The sequence below is a fragment of the Micromonospora sp. NPDC005171 genome (genome assembly GCF_040608575.1).
Taxonomy (GTDB): Bacteria; Actinomycetota; Actinomycetes; order Mycobacteriales; family Micromonosporaceae; genus Micromonospora.
In genome coordinates, this window is sequence record NZ_JBEXIM010000039.1 from 41,149 (window position 1) to 56,899 (window position 15,751).

A 15,751-nucleotide genomic window follows, 5' to 3' on the forward strand; every position below is an offset into this window, starting at 1 on the left:
CTTCGGCCGTCACCCCAGGGGTACGCGGGCCACCCCCGACCCGGTCAGGCTGCCGAGCCAGAGCTGGTCGCCGTTCTGGCGTACCCCGGTGATCATTGAGTAGTGCCCGCTCGGACCGTGCAGCGTCCGGCGGACCGCGCCCGTGCCGTCGACAAGCGCGACCAGGCCGTAGCGGCGTGGCTGCGGCTGCATCGCGTCGGGCAGCAGGGCGGCGATCTGGCGCAGCCGGGGGTGGGGCAGCAGCCGCTCGGCGATCGGCACCCGGGGGCTGGGCAGCGCGATCCAGTACGTTCCGTCGCCCACCGAGGCGAGGTTGTCCGGATACGCGGGCAGGTCGGCGAGGACCTGCACGTCGCCGCTCAGCTCGACGCGCAGCAGGCGGTGCGTGCTGGTTTCCACGAGCATCAGCGCGGACTCGTCCGGGGTCAGTGCGATCCCGTTGGGGAAGTACAGCCCGTCGGTCACCACCTCGGTGCGGCCGCTGCCCGGGTGGTGGGCCAGCACCTGACCGTTGGGGCGATGCTCCAGCAGGTCCCGCTTCCAGTGTGAGACCGGGAACCGGTCGGAGCTGTCGGTGAAGTAGATGGTGCCGTCACGGCCCACCGTCGCGTTGTTGGCCAGGTGCACCGGTGGTGCCGTTCCGGTCAGTTCACGTACCGCGCCGTCCGGTGTGACCCGCAGCAACCCGCGGTACGCGTCGCAGACCACCAGGGCCTCGCCGGACGGGTCCAGCTCGATGCCGAGCGGACGGCCCCCGGTCTCGGCCAGCAGTTGGGGTGGGGTGCCGGCCGGCGCGTCCACCGGCCACCACCAGAGCCGACCGTCCTCGTCGCCACTGATCACCCGCCCAGCGTCGTCGACCAGCACGTCCTCGGGGCCGACGGCGCCGGCGGGGAGGGGTAGCAGCTCGGCCTGGTCGAGCCGGCGGTCGGTGGGGGCCCACGCTCCGGCCAGCGCCGGAGGGCTGGTCGCCGGCTCGCGGACGGGGCGGATCAGCCGGGGTGGCCGGGGCCGGGGGATCAGCATCGGCCTATTCTCCACCCCGGTCCCGGCCGGCCCCCGGGTTTCGCGCCCGCGTGGCGCGCCGCCCCGGCCCCTGACTCCACCCCGAGAGGGAGATCTGGCACCTCGGGGTATGCCCCTGGGCGTACCCGGAATCACTCCGTGGAGGGGCGAAAGTGTCGGTGGTGGCGGCTAGATTTCTGGGCATGGAAGAGCAGAGCGACCGGCTCGACGTGCAGGTCAGCGTGGGTGACCAGATGGTCCTCGTGCGGGTTGCCGGCGAGGTCGACATCGCCACGGTGGCCGCGTTCCGGTCCGCGCTGTGGTCCGCGCCGGCCCGCCCGGTGCTGCAACTGGAGATGTCGGGGCTGCGGCTGCTCTCCGCCGCTGGCGTTCGCACGCTGCTCGCCGCGCATCTGCGTGTGCGGGCCTGCGGTGGCGAGTTGGTCCTGGTCGACCCGAGCCCGGTGGTGGCCCGGGTGCTGCGCGTCAGCGGGCTGCACCGCGTGATGCCGATTCTGGAGCTGGCCTCGCCGATCGAGGCCGCGCGTCGCCCGGTGGTCGCGACCACCGACCTGCAACTGGCCGCCTGACCCCTGTCGACGAGGTGACCCCCGCCGTCGCACCCGGGCGCGGGGCCGCCGGCGTGGACCGGCGACCCCGACAGTCGGTCAGCTCACGCCGAGCAGGTCGACGACGAAGACAAGCGTCTCGCCCGGCTTGATGACGCCGCCGGCACCCCGGTCGCCGTACCCCAGGTGCGGCGGGATGATCAGGCGGCGGCGACCGCCGACCCGCATGCCGGCGACGCCCTGGTCCCAGCCGGCGATGACCTGACCGCCGCCGAGCGGAAAGTCGAACGCCTCGCCCCGGTCCCAGGACGAGTCGAACTCGCCGCCGCTGGAGTGCGACACGCCGACGTAGTGCACTGTAACCAACTGGCCCGGCTCGGCCTGCGGGCCGTCGCCCACGGTGATGTCCTCGATCACGAGGTCGGCCGGCGGTGCACCCTCGATCGGACCAACCTCGGGCTTGCCCGAACGGGCGCCTGCTGCCTGGGTCATGCGGGGATCTCCTGCCGTGTTGGGTGATGTGTCCGGTCATCGTCGATCCTGCCGGATCACCAGTGGCCGATGTGCGGCGGACCCGCAACCTGCTCCGTGGGCCCGTCCGCCGTCGTGCACCGACGGTCCCGGTGGCGCTGCGCGCCCGGGCGGTGGGACGACGACGCGGCGGGCGTCACCGGTGCTGGTGACGCCCGCCGAGGGGGTGTGCGGTGTTCACCGGAGCCAGGGCGTCCGCTGGACGATCGGCAGCCTCGCCCACATCCGGCCGAGGCCCCAGGTGTCGCCGGCGTTGACGAGCGCCAGGACCGCCAGCACCGCCGCGTAGATCAGGTGGTCGTCCATGAAGGGGTTGTTCTCCGGAGGCAGGACGGCGGTCACGCCGAAGGTCAGGAATCCCTTGGTGGGGCTACCCCCGTTGATCCAGGCGTTCTTCGACTCGGTGGCCATCCCGAGGCCGAACATCTTGTCGATGAAGGCCCAGAGGAAGATCCAGCCGAGCGCCAGCCGGGTGCCGGCCAGGATGTACCGGACGGCCCGCTCGTGAGCGGTGCCGGCCTTCGGAGCGGTGTTCTCGGCGGTGGCCCGCTCGATCGTCGCGATCATGGTCTCCACGTCCCTTCTCAGCTTCGCACCGCGCTTCCCGGTGGCATCTCCAGTGGACGCCCGCGGCGATCTCGGCGGCAGGGCCGACAGACCGCAACGGCCCGGGACGTCTGACCCCCTCACGATCCGGCCCGGCGACCCTGCCGTCGGTCGGCGCCCGGTCGTAGCGTCCGAGATGGACCACGAGAGGGAGGCCGTGATGAGGCCCTGGCAGGTGGGTGACGTGATTCGATCTGCTGCACCGGGTCGAGCGCGCCGGTGAGCCGGCGCTGCGACGGGTCTTCGAGAGCCGCCGTCGGCGTGGCGCCCGGGGCAAGAGTGCGGCCCTGCTGGCCGCCGACCTGATGACCGCGCCGGCAGCCACCACCGATCCGGAGGCGACGCTGTCCGCCGCTGCCCGGCTGATGGACCGCGAGCAGGTCAAACGGCTACCCGTGCTGGACGACCTGGGCCGGCTGGTCGGCATCGTCAGTCGCGCCGACCTGCTGCGGGTGCACCTGCGGTCGGACGCCGAGATTCGGGGGGACGTGGTGCAGGAGGTGCTTCACCGGGTGCTCGCGGTGCGGGATGGACTGGTCACGGTCGAGGTCCGCCACGGTGACGTGACTCTGGCCGGTCGGCTGGACCGCCGCTCCGCCGTCGATCTCGCCGGTTCGCTCGCGGTCAGTGGCGTCGTGCGGGTGACAAACGCGATCGCCTACGACGCCGACGACACGGTCGCCGACCCCGGTCAGGTGATGCCGGTCGCCTGAGCGAGGGCTGCGCCCGTCCAGAGCCTCAGCCGCTGGGGAGCGCACGACCCGACTTCGGTGGACCGCCCGATGCCGGGTCGGGCGTTCACCTAGGCTCGAAAAGGGCCTGCCGGCCTGGTTGACGGGCGGTGCGCGGTGGTCGATGCGGTGGGCCTCGGTGGCTGAGGCGACGGTCGCGGTCCCGCTGTGGGCCTGGGCGGCGGTCGGCGCGGTGATCGCGGTGCTGCTCGCCGTGGACGTGCTCCTGCACCGGGACAACCACGTCATCGAGCTCCGCGAGGCGCTGCTGTGGAGCGCCGTCTGGATCGGCGCGGGCCTGCTGTTCGGGCTGGTCGTCTGGTGGGGCCTCGGCGGCGATTCGGCCATCGCGTACTACTCCGGTTACCTGCTGGAGAAGGCGCTCTCGGTGGACAACGTGTTCGTCTTCGCGCTGCTCTTCGGCTACTTCCAGGTGCCGCCGGGCTACCAGCACAAGGTGCTGTTCTGGGGTGTCGTGGGCGCGCTCGTGTTCCGGCTGCTGTTCATCTTCGCCGGTGCGGAACTGCTGGACCGGCTCACCTGGGCCGGTTTCGTGCTGGGCGCGTTCCTGATCTGGACCGGCTGGCGGCTGGCCGTACGCGGGAAGCCGGACGTCGACCCGGAACGCAACGTCGTGGTCCGGTTGTTTCGGCGGTTGGTGCCGACCGACGCCCGCTACCACGGCGACCGGTTCACCGCCCGGGTGGCCGGCCGGCGGGTGGCGACGTTGCTGCTGGTGGCGCTCGTCGCCATCGAGGCCACCGACGTGGTCTTCGCCATCGACTCGGTGGCGGCGATCCTCGCCATCACCACCAACACCTTCCTGGTCTGGACGGCCACGGCGTTCGCCGTCCTGGGGCTGCGCAGCCTGTACTTCTGCCTCGCCGGCCTGCTACGCCACTTCGGCTACCTGCGCTACGGGCTCGCGCTGCTGTTGGCCTTCGCCGGGCTGAAGCTGATTCTCGCCGAGACGCCGGTCGGCAAGCTGCCGGTCTGGTTGACCCTGGCCGTTGTGGTGCTGACCCTGGCGGTCTCCATCGGCGCCAGCACCCTGGCCGCCCGCCGCAAACCCGCCGGCTGAGCCGCCGGGTGGCGTCTCGACCGTCGGGCTGCGTCTCGACCGTCGGGCTGCGTCTCGACCGCCGGGCGGCGGTCGGGGTCAGCCGACCCGCACCGGCCGGGACAGCTGGTCGGCGAGCAGTGCGGGCGCCTCGGCCAGCGACGGGCCGTACCAGGTGAGGTGCCGGCCGGAGAGCAGGGCGCACGGTACGCCGGAGAACGCCTCCGGTCCGTCGTCGGCGGTGAACCGGTACGGCTCGTCGGGCAGCACCACCAGGTCGGGCTCTCGTTCGCGCAGCTCGGTGAGGGTCGGACGGGGATAGCGTTCGGGGTGCTCGTCGTAGGCGTTGAGCACGCCGAGGCGGCGCAGCACGTCACCGGCGAACGTGTCGCCGCCGAGCACCACCCACGGCCGTCGCCACACCGGCACCACCGCGCGGCGGGTCGACGCCAGTCGGGGTGGCGTGGCCCACGCCCGTCGGGCGGCCCGCAGCCAGGCCGGTTCCGTCGGCGCACCCAGTTCGGTCAGCAGGTCGCCCAGCTCGGTCAACGCGCCGGGAACGGTCCGCGGATACGTGACCCGCACTGGTACGCCGGCCGCCCGCAGCGCCTCCGCGTCGGCCCGGCGGTTCTCCTCCACGTTCAGCAGCACCAGGTCGGGCCGCAGCGCGCGCACCCGGTCCAGATCGGGGTACTTGCTGCCGCCGACCCGGGCCACGTCGAGCCCGGCCGGGTGGCTGCACCAGTCGGTGGCCCCGACCAGCACACCCGGCACTGTCAGCGCCACCGCCTCGGTCAGTGACGGCACCAGCGACACCACCCGCACCGCGTACCTCCGTTCGCCGCCCGTCCCGATCATGCCTGCTCGGGTCGGTGTCGGCTCAGGGGCGGCCGGGGTCGATGCGGGCGGTCACGTCCAGGTGTGCGGGTTGGCAATCGGTCGTCGCCGCGAATCGGCGGACCGCGGCGCGAACGTGCTCGCGTACGCCAGCGGCCGGCGCGGCGGCGGTGAGGTCCACCCGGATCCACACGTCGGGGTGCGGTGGCGGGCCGGTGAGCACCACCCGGGCCCGGCGTACCCCGGGGTTGCTGGTCAGGTCGCGTGCCAGCGCGTCGGCGAGTACGTCGGCGGCCAGCCGGGTCCGGCCCGGCCGGCGTCCAGGGTGGCTCAGGGTGCCGCGCAGCGTGCCGTCCGCACCCCGCAGTTCCCGGGCCAGGAGCCGCTGCCCGGCCAGTGCGAACAGCGTTCCGGCGACGGCCGCGGCCAGGGTGCTCCACGGCGCGGCCATCCGCCAGCTGGTGACCAGTTCGTCGCTGAGCAGCACCGCCGCCGGGTCGGCGCCGGGCAGCGTGCCGAGGCTGGCCGCCAACGCCGCCGCGCCGCCGGCCACCAGCAGCAGCGCGATGACCGTCCACAACAGTCGGTGCTCGGCGTTGGTCACGCCGGCCGCCGCCGGGGCAACAGCCGGACGTCGATCCGGGCGGGACGGGGCGCGGTCAGGCGGTGCAACTCCTGGTGCACGGCGAACTCGATCTCCGCCCGGGCGGCCGGGTCGCCGGTCGCGCGGACCCTGGGACGCCACTGGCCGCCGCGCCGTCGGACCCGGACCCGGGCGCGGCGGACGCCTGGCACCGCGCCGGCGGCGTCCGCGAGCCGCCGCTCCACACAGCGTCGGTGCAGGTACCAGCCGTCGCGGTCGTCGGCACGCAGGCGGACCGGTGTCCAGCGGCGCAGTTGGGCCACGAGGAGGGCCAGACCCAGCAGCAGCGCACCGCCGGCCACGGCCCGGACCCTGGGGTCGCCCCACCGGGTGCCGTTCAGGGCGTCGAACCAGCCGGTGGTGTCCAGCGGCGTCGGGCGGTGCACTGTGAGCAGCAACGCCTGGACGGCCACCGCCGCGCCGCCGATGAGCAGGACGGTGGCCAGCAGCAACGAGGCAACCCGGTTGGCGGCGCGCATCTCAGCCGTCCTCGTGGGCGGCAGTGTCGGCACCCGGCCCGTCGACGCCGGGGACGAGCAGGTCGTCCACGGTGACGGTCACCACCGCCACGCTGAGCCCGGTCTGGGCGGCCACCCGCTCGGCGACCACCGCCCGGACCGTTTCGGCGATCGTCGGCACGCTGTGCCCGTACCAGGTGATCAGATGCAGGTCGAGTCCGACGGACCAATCGTCCAGGCGGACCGCCGCCGGGCGGACGACTGACACGCCCGGCACGAGGCTGGCGGCCCGTACCGCAATCTGTGCGACGTCCGCGGCGTCGCCCGGGCGGTGTTGCGAGCCGGCCGTCCCGGCGGCCAACCCGGTGCTGGGGTTCGTCCCGGTGGACGGGCGGGTCATCACCGGCGTCGCCGAGCGTCGGCGCGGTCGCCCAGACCGGTCACCGCGAGGTCGCCGTCGAGCACCCGGACGACCAGCCAGCCGAGCAGGCCGGCGAGTACGGCGAGGGCGGCCACACCGACGCCGGCGAGCGCCCAGACCGCCACGGCGAGGAACCCGGCGAGGAAGCCGAACTGCTGTCGCGACATGGTCACCTCCGGGCCGGTCGGGTGCCGGCGGTGGGTGGATACACCCGGCGGCCATCCCTGGAACGTCGACGCTGCTGTGATCCCGGTCACATCAGAAGTCGGTGGCCCATGATCGACCACCTAGACTCGGCCCGGCTCGACCGGACCGGCGGATGGATCAGGCAGATGACGAGCATCGGGAGCGGCGACGGCGGCTGGCTGCGGGCGATGCCCGCCGAGGCGGGGCGCAACGCGCTGCTCAGCCGTGACGGCCACCGCGTCCTGTCGGCGCGCCGGCTCAGCGATCTGGTCCAGGGCCGCCCACCCGGCGTGACAGGCAGCCAGTGGACCTCGGCGAGCCGCGCCAGCTTCGACTTCGTGGTCTACGCCGCCGACACCGGCCGCCCGGTCGTCGCCGTGGAGATCGGCCCGGTGCCGCCGGCCGGCTCGGCGGAGCAGCGGGTGGAGCGACTGAAGGACGCTGTCAGCGCCGCCGCCGGCCTGCCCGTGCTGCGGATCGGCTCACCGACGTTGCGGGCCGTCGAGCACGGCCGCCGCCTGGTCGAGTACGTGATCGACGCCCGCGGCTACGCCGCCGGCGGAACTCCCGCCGGCGCGACCGAACCGGCGCCGGTGGGCTTCCGCGACATCCTCGGCCGGCTGCCGGACGGGCGTACCGGGCCGGTCAACGACCTCGGCACGCTGACCCGCGCGGCGGCGGTCGAGGCATACGTGGCCGGGCGGGTGGCCGACCCGATCGTGCGAGGGCTGCACGTGCGCTGGGTGGACGGGCCGGCGCAGGGGTGGAGTTGGGTGCAGGTACGCCCCGACGCGTGCCTCGTCGAGGGGGTCTCGGTGACCGAACACCGTTTCTCCTGCGGCATCGACGCGGCCCGACTGGCCGAGGATCTCGCCACCGTCGCGGTGGGGGAGCGACTGCGGGAGAACGCGGTCGCGGACCTGCTGCCGCGCGCCGAGTGGACCGCGCAGATCGCCGCGCTGAGCCAGCGCCGCCACGAACTGGTCGGCGGGTTCGCCTTCGACCACCTCTGCGCCGACTGACCGGCGCCCGTTTCACCTGCTGATCCCAGCTCCGCACCGGCTCCGTGTCGGGTCGCGGCAATTTCCTGTGCGTCTGTTGAACCTTCCCGGCCGCCGCACCGTACTCCTGCGCGAATGAACAGGATCTCCCCATCCGCGTCCACCGGGCGCGTGAGACGGTGCGGAAAGGGCATCGTCGGCCATCGACGCATTACCGGGTAGGTCACGGCGGCTCCCCGCCGCGGCGTGCCAACTCACATCCGTCGGTCCGCCGAGGGCAGAAATCCACTACCGGATCGAGAAGGAGAGCAATTCGATGCGCAGGTCCACTCGGGCGCGCCGGCCTTCCGGCAACACGCGGAGCAAGCGTCTGCTGGCAGTTGTCGGCACGCTCGCGGTCTTCGGCGGAGTTGTCGCCGTGACTCAGATTTCGTCGGCCCAGGACCGGCGGACAAATAAGCCACGTCCGGCTTCCGGGCAGTGCGTGGAGCCGAGCCCGGGCGCGACCGCGCCGACTGGCGGTGGCTCGACCAGCCGGACTTGGCAGAACGGTCGGTGGGTGCGTAATCACTGGGGTGACGGACAGCAGTCGGTCCCCGAGTGCGAGGACGGCAAGGACGGCACTGTGGGCACCGGCACGGCCGTCGCCTGTCCGGATGTGGCGGCCAAACTGCCGCAGGTGCCGGACCGGGCGCGGGCCGAGGTGGACCGCAACCTCGCCCAGTTGCAAACCCAGATCGCCGAGGCGGACCGCCGACTGGCCGCCGAGGGCAACAAGGGTGAGGCGTTCATCCGCAACGCGATCCTGCAGCCGTTGGCCGGCAAGCGGCGCGCCGTGCTGGACCGGATCACGACCGCCATCGACCGGGTCGGACCTCGGCCGCAGGGCCTCGCGCAGCTCGCCGAGTGCCAGGTGCAGCCCACCGGCAACACGGGCGGCAACAACGGTGGCGGCAGCACGCCCACCACCACCCCCGGTGGCGGCAACAACGGTGGCGGCAACAACGGCGGCGGCAACAACGGCGGCGGCACCGAGCCCGGCGCCGGGCTCGGCGTGCTCGCCAACGACTGCGACGAGAGCCGGCTCCAGCCGCACGACGGTTTCCAGAACGGCAACCGCTGCGTGAGCACCGAGTTCGGTGAGGTCGGCGCGGCGGCCAACAACCCGTCGCTGCTGATCACCCAGTTCCCCGAGCAGGTCGGCCAGAACCAGCCCTTCACCCTGCGGGTCAGCACCCGCAACCTGGTCCGGGACCGCTTCCTGGCCGCCGGTCAGGGTGGCTACTACGTGGAGAGCTCGCTGCTCAACGACCAGGGCCTGGTCCGCGGTCACTTCCACACCGCCTGCCGGATGCTGGACAGCCTGACCGCTCCGCCGGAGCCGCAGGAGGTGCCGGCGTTCTTCGTCGCGACCGAGGACGGCCGCGGTGGCGCCCAGCCCGACGAGGTGACGATCCAGATTCCGGGCCTGCCGGAGTCGGGTACCGCGCAGTGCTCCGTCTGGGCCGGTGACGGCTCGCACCGCCTGCCGATGATGGAGCGGGCCAACCAGACCCCCGCCTTCGACTCGGTGCGCATCGACGTCAACTGAGCTGACGGACCAACGGCGGCCGGCCACCCGGGGCGACAACCCGGGGTGGCCGGCCGCCGCGTCGGAACCGGTGCCCGGACAGACGACGGGGCCCCGCCGTTTCCGGTGGGGCCCCGTCGTCGAGTCTGGTCAGCGGCTCTTGTACGCCTCGACGACCTCGACCGGGATCCGACCCCGCTCGGAAATCTTGTAGCCGTTCTTGACGGCCCATTCCCGGATGGCCCGGTTCTGCTCCCGATCCATTCCCGCGCCGGCGGGTCGCCCCGGCCGTCGGACCGAACGGGCACTCTCCACCGGACCGCGCCCGATCCGCCGACCCGCATTGATGTACGGATCCAGCGCCTTGCGCAGGACGCCGGCATTCTCGTCGGAGACATCGATCGTGTAGGCCACGCCGTCGAGACTGAACTCAACCGTCCGGTCGGCCTTCCCACCGTCGAGGTCGTCGGTCAGGACCGTGATTACTTTTCTCGCCATTGCCGATTACTCCCTGTGTGCGGCGGGATGTGTCCAAAGTCTGACCTATCACCCCGGTAATCCGCAACAATATGCCTTCCATTCATTCGGCGCGTCGCGATTCCGTTACCGAGCAAAACCGTGAATCGGTTCGAGGGCGGGGCTTCATTCGCCGAGGATGCCGCTGTGACCGGCGACGGCGGCCGCCTCGGCCCGGTTCGAGACCCGCAACTTGCGCAGCAACGCGGCGGTCATCCGTTTCACCGTCCGTTCCGAGACGTGCAGTTCTTCGGCGATGTCGACGGTGCTGCGGCCGGCGGCGATCGCCCGCAGCAACCGCCGTTCCTCGCCGTCCAGGTCGACGGGCGCGTAGCGGGTGGGCCGCAGCATGGCGCGCAGCAGTTCGGCCGGCAGCACCGCCCAGCCGTCGAGGATGGCCAGCAGCGGGGGCAGCAACTCCTCCGGTTCGCTGGTCTTGGGCAGGAACCCCTCGGCGCCGGCCCGCAGCGCCTCCACGGCTGGCCCTGGGTCGGCCGAACCCGACATCGCGACCACCCGTACCCGTGGGGTGGTCCGCCGGATCGCCGCCAGCGCCCGGATACCGCCGGGCGGTGGCATGTGCAGATCGACCAGGGCCAGGTCGGGGCAGCAGGTGCTGACCAGCCCCGCCGCCGCGGCGGCGTCGCCGGTCGAGGCGACCACCTCGGCGCGGCCGTCTGTGGTGATCGGGAGCAGCAACTCCAGGCCGCGGACGAAAAGGGGGTGATCGTCCACGACGACGAGTCGCAAGGTGGAGGCTCCCGGCATGTCTGCGCCGTTCCCCACCGGGTACCGATCATGCGGGTTCGCACCGAACGAGGGGAGTCGGGTGGATGCGCGTACGCCACGGTTTGCGGGACCTGCTGCGAGGGTTGCGCCTCATCGAGCCGACACCCGGCGACAGTCGACCCACGGCGGCCGATTCGGATTTGCTGCTGCGGGTGTTGTGTCACGAGTTCCGGACGCCGATCAGCACCCTGACCTCGCTGACCCGCGCGCTCGCCGACGAGCGTCGCGAGCTGACCGGTGCCGACCGGCGGGCGATCAGTGAGCTGGCCCGCGACCAGGCCGCCCACCTGCAGGGCCTGCTGCGCGACGCCACCGCCGGGACCGGCGTGCTGACGCTGCCCCCGCAGTCGGAGCCGGCCGTTCCGCTGGCGGGCCTCATGCGGGAGGCCGCCGCGCTGGTGCCGGCCACCCGTCGGCGGGCGCGGGCCACCCGGCGGGCGGCCTCCAGCCCGGTGCCGGCCGGACGCACTCGACAGGTACTGGTCAACCTGGTGCAGAACGCGTTGCGGCACGGGCCACCGGATGGACAGGTCGGGCTCTACGCCACAGTGCGTGGCCCTGCCCTGAGCATCCTGGTCACCGACGAGGGCCGGGTCGACGATGCGCTGCTGGTCGCGCTGCGGCGTACGGCGCCGGCGGTGGGGATGTCCGGGCTGGGCCTGTGGATCGCCCGGCAGCTCCTCGCGACGGATGGGGGAGCGTTGCGGGCGCACCGGCTACGGCCCCGCGGCGTGGCGCTGGAGGTGCTGCTGCCGATGGCCCGCCCGCTGCTCTGACCCGTCCGGGACACCGGTTGGCCCGCGCGGGTCACCGGGACGGGAACGGCCTCGCTACCTGTTCCCGGTACCGAGGAGGTCGCATGTTCAGCCACGTCAAGGATCTGCAGTTCGAGGCCAAACCGGACGGCCCGGACGCGGCGTTCGCCCGCCGGTTGCAGGAGGTGCTGGGCGGCAAGTGGGGCGAGATGACCGTCGCCAACCAGTACCTCTTCCAGGGGTGGAACTGCCGGCTGCCCGGCAAGTACAAGGACCTGCTGCTCGACGTCGGCACCGAGGAGATGGGCCACGTCGAGATGATCGTCACGATGATCACCCGGCTGTTGGACAGCGCGCCGCTGTCGCTGACCGAGGGGATCGCGGAGGATCCCGGAGGCGCCGCGACCTACGCCGGCGAGAACCCGGCGCACTTCATCCACGGCGGCGGTGGCGCCCTGCCGGCCGACTCCAACGGGGTGCCGTGGAACGGCGCGTTCATCACCGCCAGCGGCAACCTGTTGGCCGACTTCCAGCTCAACGTCACCGCCGAGGCGCAGGGCCGGCTCCAGGTCGCCCGGTTGTTCCACATGACCGACGATCCGGGGGTCAAGCAGATGCTGCGCTTCCTGCTGGCCCGCGACACGATGCACCAGAACATGTGGCTGGCGGCGATCGAGCAGCTCAAGGAGGACGGGCTGGAGGACATGCCGGTGCCGGAGGCGTTCCCGGACCCGGGCGAGCTCACCGAGGAGTACGCCTACACCTACCTGGGTTTCTCCTCGGGCACCGACGCCGCCCAGGGGCGCTGGGCGTCCGGGCCCTCGCCGGACGGCAAGGGCGAGTTCCGGTACGACGACAACCCGCGGGCGAACGCGCCGGAGCCGGTGCTGCCCCCTGGTGACCCCCGCCTCTACGGCACCAACCCGGGGGTGGTCGGCTCGGTGAAGAACACGGTGAAGAGCAAGCTCACCTGAGGTGTCGCGGCGGGTCGCCCGCCGGTCCCGGGCGACCCGCCGGACCGATCGGAGGAGTGGTCTGGGTCACATGCCGGAACAAGGGGAACGCTTTGTTACTTGAGTGAGACACGCTCAACTCAACGCGATAGCAGGTGTTCGATGGCAACTCTTCCGGTACTTCCCCTGACCGACGCCGTGCTGCTGCCCGGCATGGTCATCCCGGTGACCCTCGACCCGACCACCCAGGCCGCGATCGACGCGGCGCGGGCGACCGGCGACCGCAAGCTGCTGGCCGTTCCGCGCATCGACGGCGAGTACGGGCCGGTCGGCGTGGTCGCCACCATCGAAAAGGTCGGCCGGCTGCCCGAGGGTGAGCCCGCCGCCGTCATCCGTGGCCTGTCCCGTGCCCGGATCGGCTCCGGCGTGCCCGGCCCCGGCGCCGCCCTCTGGGTCGAGGCGACCGAACTCGACGAACCCGCCTACGCCGGTCGGGCCCGCGAACTCGCCCGCGAGTACCGCGCCCTGATGACCTCCGTGCTCCAACAGCGGGGCGCCTGGCAGGTCATCGACGCCGTGGAGCGGATGACCGACCTCTCCGAGCTGGCCGACTCGGCCGGCTACGCGCCCTGGCTGACGCTGGAGCAGAAGACCGAACTGCTCGCCGCGCCGGACGTCACCGCCCGGCTGGAGCTGCTGGTCGGCTGGGTGAAGGACTACCTGGCCGAGCAGGAGGTCACCGAGCAGATCAACAGTGACGTCCGCGAGGGGCTGGAGAAGTCCCAGCGCGAGTTCCTGCTCCGCCAGCAGCTCGCCGCGATCCGCAAGGAACTGGGCGAGGACGAGCCGGACGGCTCCGCCGACTACCGGTCCCGGGTCGAGTCCGCCGAGCTGCCGGAGAAGGTACGCGAGGCGGCCATGCGCGAGGTCGGCAAGCTGGAGCGGGCCAGTGACGCCTCCCCGGAGGCGGGCTGGATCCGTACCTGGCTGGACACCGTGCTCGAGATGCCGTGGGGCACGCGTACCGAGGACAACACCGACCTGGCCGCGGCCCGGGCGGTGCTCGACGCCGACCACGCGGGCCTGGCCGACGTGAAGGACCGCATCCTGGAGTACCTGGCGGTGCGCAACCGGCGGGCCGAGCGCAACCTCGGCGTGGTCGGCGGTCGCGGCTCCGGCGCGGTGCTCGCCCTCGCCGGTCCGCCCGGAGTGGGCAAGACCAGCCTCGGCGAGTCGGTGGCGCGGGCGCTCGGACGTAACTTCGTCCGGGTCTCGCTCGGCGGCGTCCGCGACGAGGCGGAGGTCCGCGGGCACCGGCGCACCTACGTGGGGGCGCTGCCCGGTCGGATCGTCCGTGCGCTGCGCGAGGCCGGTTCGATGAACCCGGTCGTGCTCCTCGACGAGGTGGACAAGCTGGCCGCCGGCTACGCCGGTGACCCGGCCGCCGCCCTGCTGGAGGTGCTCGACCCGGCCCAGAACCACACCTTCCGGGATCACTACCTGGAGGTCGACCTCGACCTGTCCGACGTGCTCTTCCTGGCCACCGCCAACGTGGTGGAGTCCATCCCCGGCCCCCTGCTGGACCGGATGGAGTTGGTCACGCTGGACGGGTACACCGAGGACGAGAAGGTCGCCATCGCCCGCGACCACCTGCTGCCCCGGCAGCGGGAGCGGGCCGGGCTGACCGTCGACGAGGTGAGCGTCTCCGACGAGGCTCTCGCGCTGATCGCGGGGGAGTACACCCGGGAGGCCGGTGTCCGGCAGCTCGAGCGTGCCCTGGCCAAGATCCTGCGCAAGGTGGCGGTGACGCTGGCGACGGATCCGACGCCGGTACGCGTCGGCACCGACAACCTCGCCGGCTACCTGGGGCGGCCGAAGTTCACCCCGGAGTCGGCCGAGCGCACCGCCGTTCCTGGCGTGGCCACCGGCCTGGCGGTCACCGGCGCTGGTGGGGACGTGCTCTTCATCGAGGCGACCAGCATGGAGGGCGAGCCGGGGCTGACCCTGACCGGCCAGCTCGGTGACGTGATGAAGGAGTCGGCGCAGATCGCGCTCTCCTACCTGCGCTCCAACGGGCGGCGGTTCGGCATCGACCCGAACGCCCTGGCCGGACGGCGGATCCACGTCCACTTCCCAGCGGGCGCGGTGCCCAAGGACGGCCCGAGCGCCGGCATCACCATGGTCACGGCGCTGGCGTCGTTGGTCACCGGTCGGCCGGTCCGCCCCGAGTTCGGGATGACCGGTGAGGTGACGCTCTCCGGTCGGGTGCTGCCGATCGGTGGGGTGAAGCAGAAGCTGCTCGCCGCGCACCGGGCCGGCCTCACCGAGGTGATCATCCCGGCGCGCAACGAGCCGGACCTGGACGACCTGCCGACCGAGGTGCGCGAGGCGTTGACCGTGCACACCCTGGCCGACGTGGCCGACGTGCTCGCCCTGGCGCTGCGCCCGGCCGACGTGACGACGCTGGACGGTCCGGCGCTCTTCACTGTCTGACGCTCCGACCATCCGGGCCCCCGCCGTCGCACGACGGCGGGGGCCCTTTCGGTACGCGGGGGAGGTCTACTGTCTCGTCTGCGCCGTCAACCACCTCACCGCCGCGAGGCGACCCCCTGGAGGAACCCCCGTGAACGTGGTGCTGTGGATCATTCAGATCCTGCTCGCCGCCATTTTCGCCGGCGTCGGGCTGGCCAAGCTCAGCCAGCCGAAGGAGAAGCTGCGCGACGTGATGCGATGGGTGGACCCGGTCCCGCCGTCACAGGTCAAGGCGCTCGGCGCTGTCGAGTTGCTGGCCGCCGCCGGGCTCGTGCTGCCCGCCCTCACCGGCATCGCCATAGTGCTCACCCCGCTCGCCGCCGTCGGGCTGGTGATCGTCATGATCGGCGCCATCCTGGTGCACCTGCGCGACCGCAGGCAGCAGACCACCCCGGAGGGGCGTCGCACCGAGATCCAGGGCGCTGTCGCCTGCGCGGTGCTGCTGGTGCTCGCCGCAGTGGTGGCCTGGGGCCGCTTCGGCCCGTACCCTCTCTGACCCGCGTCGGGGGCCCCCCGGACCCCCCGGGGCCCCCCCGCGGGGGCCGCGGGGGTCGCCGCCCCGCGCCCCCCGGGCCCGGGCCCTGCGGG

General features: G+C 72.7%; 19 protein-coding genes. 9 read left to right on the forward strand and 10 right to left on the reverse strand.

Features of this window, described 5'->3' with window-relative positions:
• Positions 1-9: 9 nt before the first annotated feature.
• Positions 10-1,026 (reverse strand): SMP-30/gluconolactonase/LRE family protein, encoded by a 1,017-nt coding sequence (locus ABZU74_RS28685; RefSeq protein WP_355430134.1) that lies wholly within the window; start codon positions 1,024-1,026, stop codon positions 10-12.
• 182 nt (positions 1,027-1,208) lie between these two features.
• Between ABZU74_RS28685 and ABZU74_RS28690 the strand changes: the two genes are divergently transcribed.
• The gene (locus tag ABZU74_RS28690) at positions 1,209-1,595 is read left to right on the forward strand and encodes an STAS domain-containing protein (protein ID WP_355430136.1); all 387 of its coding nucleotides are present in this window, start codon (positions 1,209-1,211) and stop codon (positions 1,593-1,595) included.
• Between the two features lie 78 nt (positions 1,596-1,673).
• On the opposite strand, the gene ABZU74_RS28695 is transcribed toward ABZU74_RS28690, so the two are convergent.
• On the reverse strand, positions 1,674-2,066 hold the full coding sequence (locus ABZU74_RS28695; protein ID WP_355430139.1) for an FKBP-type peptidyl-prolyl cis-trans isomerase: 393 nt from the start codon (positions 2,064-2,066) through the stop codon (positions 1,674-1,676).
• A gap of 216 nt (positions 2,067-2,282) precedes the next feature.
• Positions 2,283-2,681, reverse strand: coding sequence for a hypothetical protein (locus tag ABZU74_RS28700; RefSeq protein ID WP_355430142.1), 399 nt, complete (start codon positions 2,679-2,681; stop codon positions 2,283-2,285).
• A gap of 335 nt (positions 2,682-3,016) precedes the next feature.
• Here ABZU74_RS28700 and ABZU74_RS28705 point away from each other — a divergent pair, with 335 nt between their 5' ends.
• Both ABZU74_RS28705 and ABZU74_RS28710 read left to right on the forward strand, forming a co-directional pair.
• Positions 3,017-3,424 carry a CBS domain-containing protein gene (locus ABZU74_RS28705; protein ID WP_355430145.1) on the forward strand — a complete coding sequence of 136 codons (408 nt, stop codon included), beginning with the start codon at positions 3,017-3,019 and terminating at the stop codon, positions 3,422-3,424.
• A gap of 157 nt (positions 3,425-3,581) precedes the next feature.
• A complete protein-coding gene (locus ABZU74_RS28710) occupies positions 3,582-4,523 on the forward strand; it encodes a TerC/Alx family metal homeostasis membrane protein (RefSeq protein WP_355430147.1) in 942 nt (313 codons plus the stop codon).
• Between the two features lie 78 nt (positions 4,524-4,601).
• Here the strand turns inward: ABZU74_RS28710 and ABZU74_RS28715 are convergent, their stop codons facing one another.
• The 5 genes from ABZU74_RS28715 to ABZU74_RS28735 are packed head-to-tail and all read right to left on the reverse strand — an operon-like array spanning position 4,602 to position 7,028.
• Positions 4,602-5,327, reverse strand: coding sequence for a helical backbone metal receptor (locus tag ABZU74_RS28715; RefSeq protein ID WP_355430191.1), 726 nt, complete (start codon positions 5,325-5,327; stop codon positions 4,602-4,604).
• 55 nt (positions 5,328-5,382) lie between these two features.
• A complete protein-coding gene (locus ABZU74_RS28720) occupies positions 5,383-5,943 on the reverse strand; it encodes a hypothetical protein (protein ID WP_355430150.1) in 561 nt (186 codons plus the stop codon).
• Positions 5,940-6,461 (reverse strand): DUF6286 domain-containing protein, encoded by a 522-nt coding sequence (locus ABZU74_RS28725; protein ID WP_355430153.1) that lies wholly within the window; start codon positions 6,459-6,461, stop codon positions 5,940-5,942. Before ABZU74_RS28725 ends, ABZU74_RS28720 begins: the two co-directional genes overlap by 4 nt.
• A gap of 1 nt (position 6,462) precedes the next feature.
• Positions 6,463-6,840, reverse strand: coding sequence for an Asp23/Gls24 family envelope stress response protein (locus ABZU74_RS28730; protein ID WP_355430155.1), 378 nt, complete (start codon positions 6,838-6,840; stop codon positions 6,463-6,465).
• Positions 6,840-7,028, reverse strand: coding sequence for a hypothetical protein (locus ABZU74_RS28735; protein ID WP_355430157.1), 189 nt, complete (start codon positions 7,026-7,028; stop codon positions 6,840-6,842). The genes ABZU74_RS28730 and ABZU74_RS28735 overlap by 1 nt, the downstream gene beginning before the upstream one ends.
• Positions 7,029-7,193: 165 nt before the next feature.
• Here ABZU74_RS28735 and ABZU74_RS28740 point away from each other — a divergent pair, with 165 nt between their 5' ends.
• Together ABZU74_RS28740 and ABZU74_RS28745 are read left to right on the forward strand one after the other, a co-directional pair.
• Positions 7,194-8,069: a DUF2726 domain-containing protein gene (locus ABZU74_RS28740; RefSeq protein ID WP_355430160.1), complete on the forward strand. Its 876-nt coding sequence runs from the start codon at positions 7,194-7,196 to the stop codon at positions 8,067-8,069.
• A gap of 295 nt (positions 8,070-8,364) precedes the next feature.
• Positions 8,365-9,639: a hypothetical protein gene (locus ABZU74_RS28745; protein ID WP_355430163.1), complete on the forward strand. Its 1,275-nt coding sequence runs from the start codon at positions 8,365-8,367 to the stop codon at positions 9,637-9,639.
• A 129-nt stretch (positions 9,640-9,768) separates the two neighbouring features.
• On the opposite strand, the gene ABZU74_RS28750 is transcribed toward ABZU74_RS28745, so the two are convergent.
• Together ABZU74_RS28750 and ABZU74_RS28755 are read right to left on the reverse strand one after the other, a co-directional pair.
• A complete protein-coding gene (locus ABZU74_RS28750; protein WP_088989485.1) occupies positions 9,769-10,116 on the reverse strand; it encodes an Lsr2 family protein in 348 nt (115 codons plus the stop codon).
• Positions 10,117-10,260: 144 nt separating this feature from the next.
• Positions 10,261-10,869 carry a response regulator transcription factor gene (locus ABZU74_RS28755; protein ID WP_355430167.1) on the reverse strand — a complete coding sequence of 203 codons (609 nt, stop codon included), beginning with the start codon at positions 10,867-10,869 and terminating at the stop codon, positions 10,261-10,263.
• A 98-nt stretch (positions 10,870-10,967) separates the two neighbouring features.
• On the opposite strand from ABZU74_RS28755, the gene ABZU74_RS28760 reads away from it, so the two are divergent.
• The 4 genes from ABZU74_RS28760 (at position 10,968) to ABZU74_RS28775 (ending at position 15,659) form a co-directional block, all read left to right on the forward strand.
• Entirely contained in the window at positions 10,968-11,699 is a 732-nt protein-coding gene (locus ABZU74_RS28760; protein ID WP_355430170.1) for a HAMP domain-containing sensor histidine kinase, read from the forward strand.
• Between the two features lie 83 nt (positions 11,700-11,782).
• The gene (locus ABZU74_RS28765; protein WP_355430173.1) at positions 11,783-12,652 is read left to right on the forward strand and encodes a manganese catalase family protein; all 870 of its coding nucleotides are present in this window, start codon (positions 11,783-11,785) and stop codon (positions 12,650-12,652) included.
• A 141-nt stretch (positions 12,653-12,793) separates the two neighbouring features.
• Complete coding sequence (gene lon, locus ABZU74_RS28770) at positions 12,794-15,124, forward strand: endopeptidase La (protein WP_355430175.1); 2,331 nt, start codon at positions 12,794-12,796, stop codon at positions 15,122-15,124.
• Positions 15,125-15,254: 130 nt separating this feature from the next.
• Positions 15,255-15,659: a DoxX family protein gene (locus ABZU74_RS28775; protein WP_355430178.1), complete on the forward strand. Its 405-nt coding sequence runs from the start codon at positions 15,255-15,257 to the stop codon at positions 15,657-15,659.
• Positions 15,660-15,751: the final 92 nt, after the last annotated feature.

What these genes read in the sequence shown, in the direction of transcription:
- ABZU74_RS28685 (WP_355430134.1), bottom strand. Translation starts at nt 1,026, where the DNA reads ATGCTGATCCCCCGGCCCCGGCCACCCCGGCTGATCCGCCCCGTCCGC.
- ABZU74_RS28730 (WP_355430155.1), bottom strand. Translation starts at nt 6,840, where the DNA reads ATGACCCGCCCGTCCACCGGGACGAACCCCAGCACCGGGTTGGCCGCC.
- ABZU74_RS28735 (WP_355430157.1), bottom strand. Translation starts at nt 7,028, where the DNA reads ATGTCGCGACAGCAGTTCGGCTTCCTCGCCGGGTTCCTCGCCGTGGCG.
- ABZU74_RS28725 (WP_355430153.1), bottom strand. Translation starts at nt 6,461, where the DNA reads ATGCGCGCCGCCAACCGGGTTGCCTCGTTGCTGCTGGCCACCGTCCTG.
- ABZU74_RS28705 (WP_355430145.1), top strand. Translation starts at nt 3,017, where the DNA reads ATGACCGCGCCGGCAGCCACCACCGATCCGGAGGCGACGCTGTCCGCC.
- ABZU74_RS28690 (WP_355430136.1), top strand. Translation starts at nt 1,209, where the DNA reads ATGGAAGAGCAGAGCGACCGGCTCGACGTGCAGGTCAGCGTGGGTGAC.
- ABZU74_RS28760 (WP_355430170.1), top strand. Translation starts at nt 10,968, where the DNA reads ATGCGCGTACGCCACGGTTTGCGGGACCTGCTGCGAGGGTTGCGCCTC.
- ABZU74_RS28695 (WP_355430139.1), bottom strand. Translation starts at nt 2,066, where the DNA reads ATGACCCAGGCAGCAGGCGCCCGTTCGGGCAAGCCCGAGGTTGGTCCG.
- lon (WP_355430175.1), top strand. Translation starts at nt 12,794, where the DNA reads ATGGCAACTCTTCCGGTACTTCCCCTGACCGACGCCGTGCTGCTGCCC.
- ABZU74_RS28765 (WP_355430173.1), top strand. Translation starts at nt 11,783, where the DNA reads ATGTTCAGCCACGTCAAGGATCTGCAGTTCGAGGCCAAACCGGACGGC.
- ABZU74_RS28750 (WP_088989485.1), bottom strand. Translation starts at nt 10,116, where the DNA reads ATGGCGAGAAAAGTAATCACGGTCCTGACCGACGACCTCGACGGTGGG.
- ABZU74_RS28740 (WP_355430160.1), top strand. Translation starts at nt 7,194, where the DNA reads ATGACGAGCATCGGGAGCGGCGACGGCGGCTGGCTGCGGGCGATGCCC.
- ABZU74_RS28745 (WP_355430163.1), top strand. Translation starts at nt 8,365, where the DNA reads ATGCGCAGGTCCACTCGGGCGCGCCGGCCTTCCGGCAACACGCGGAGC.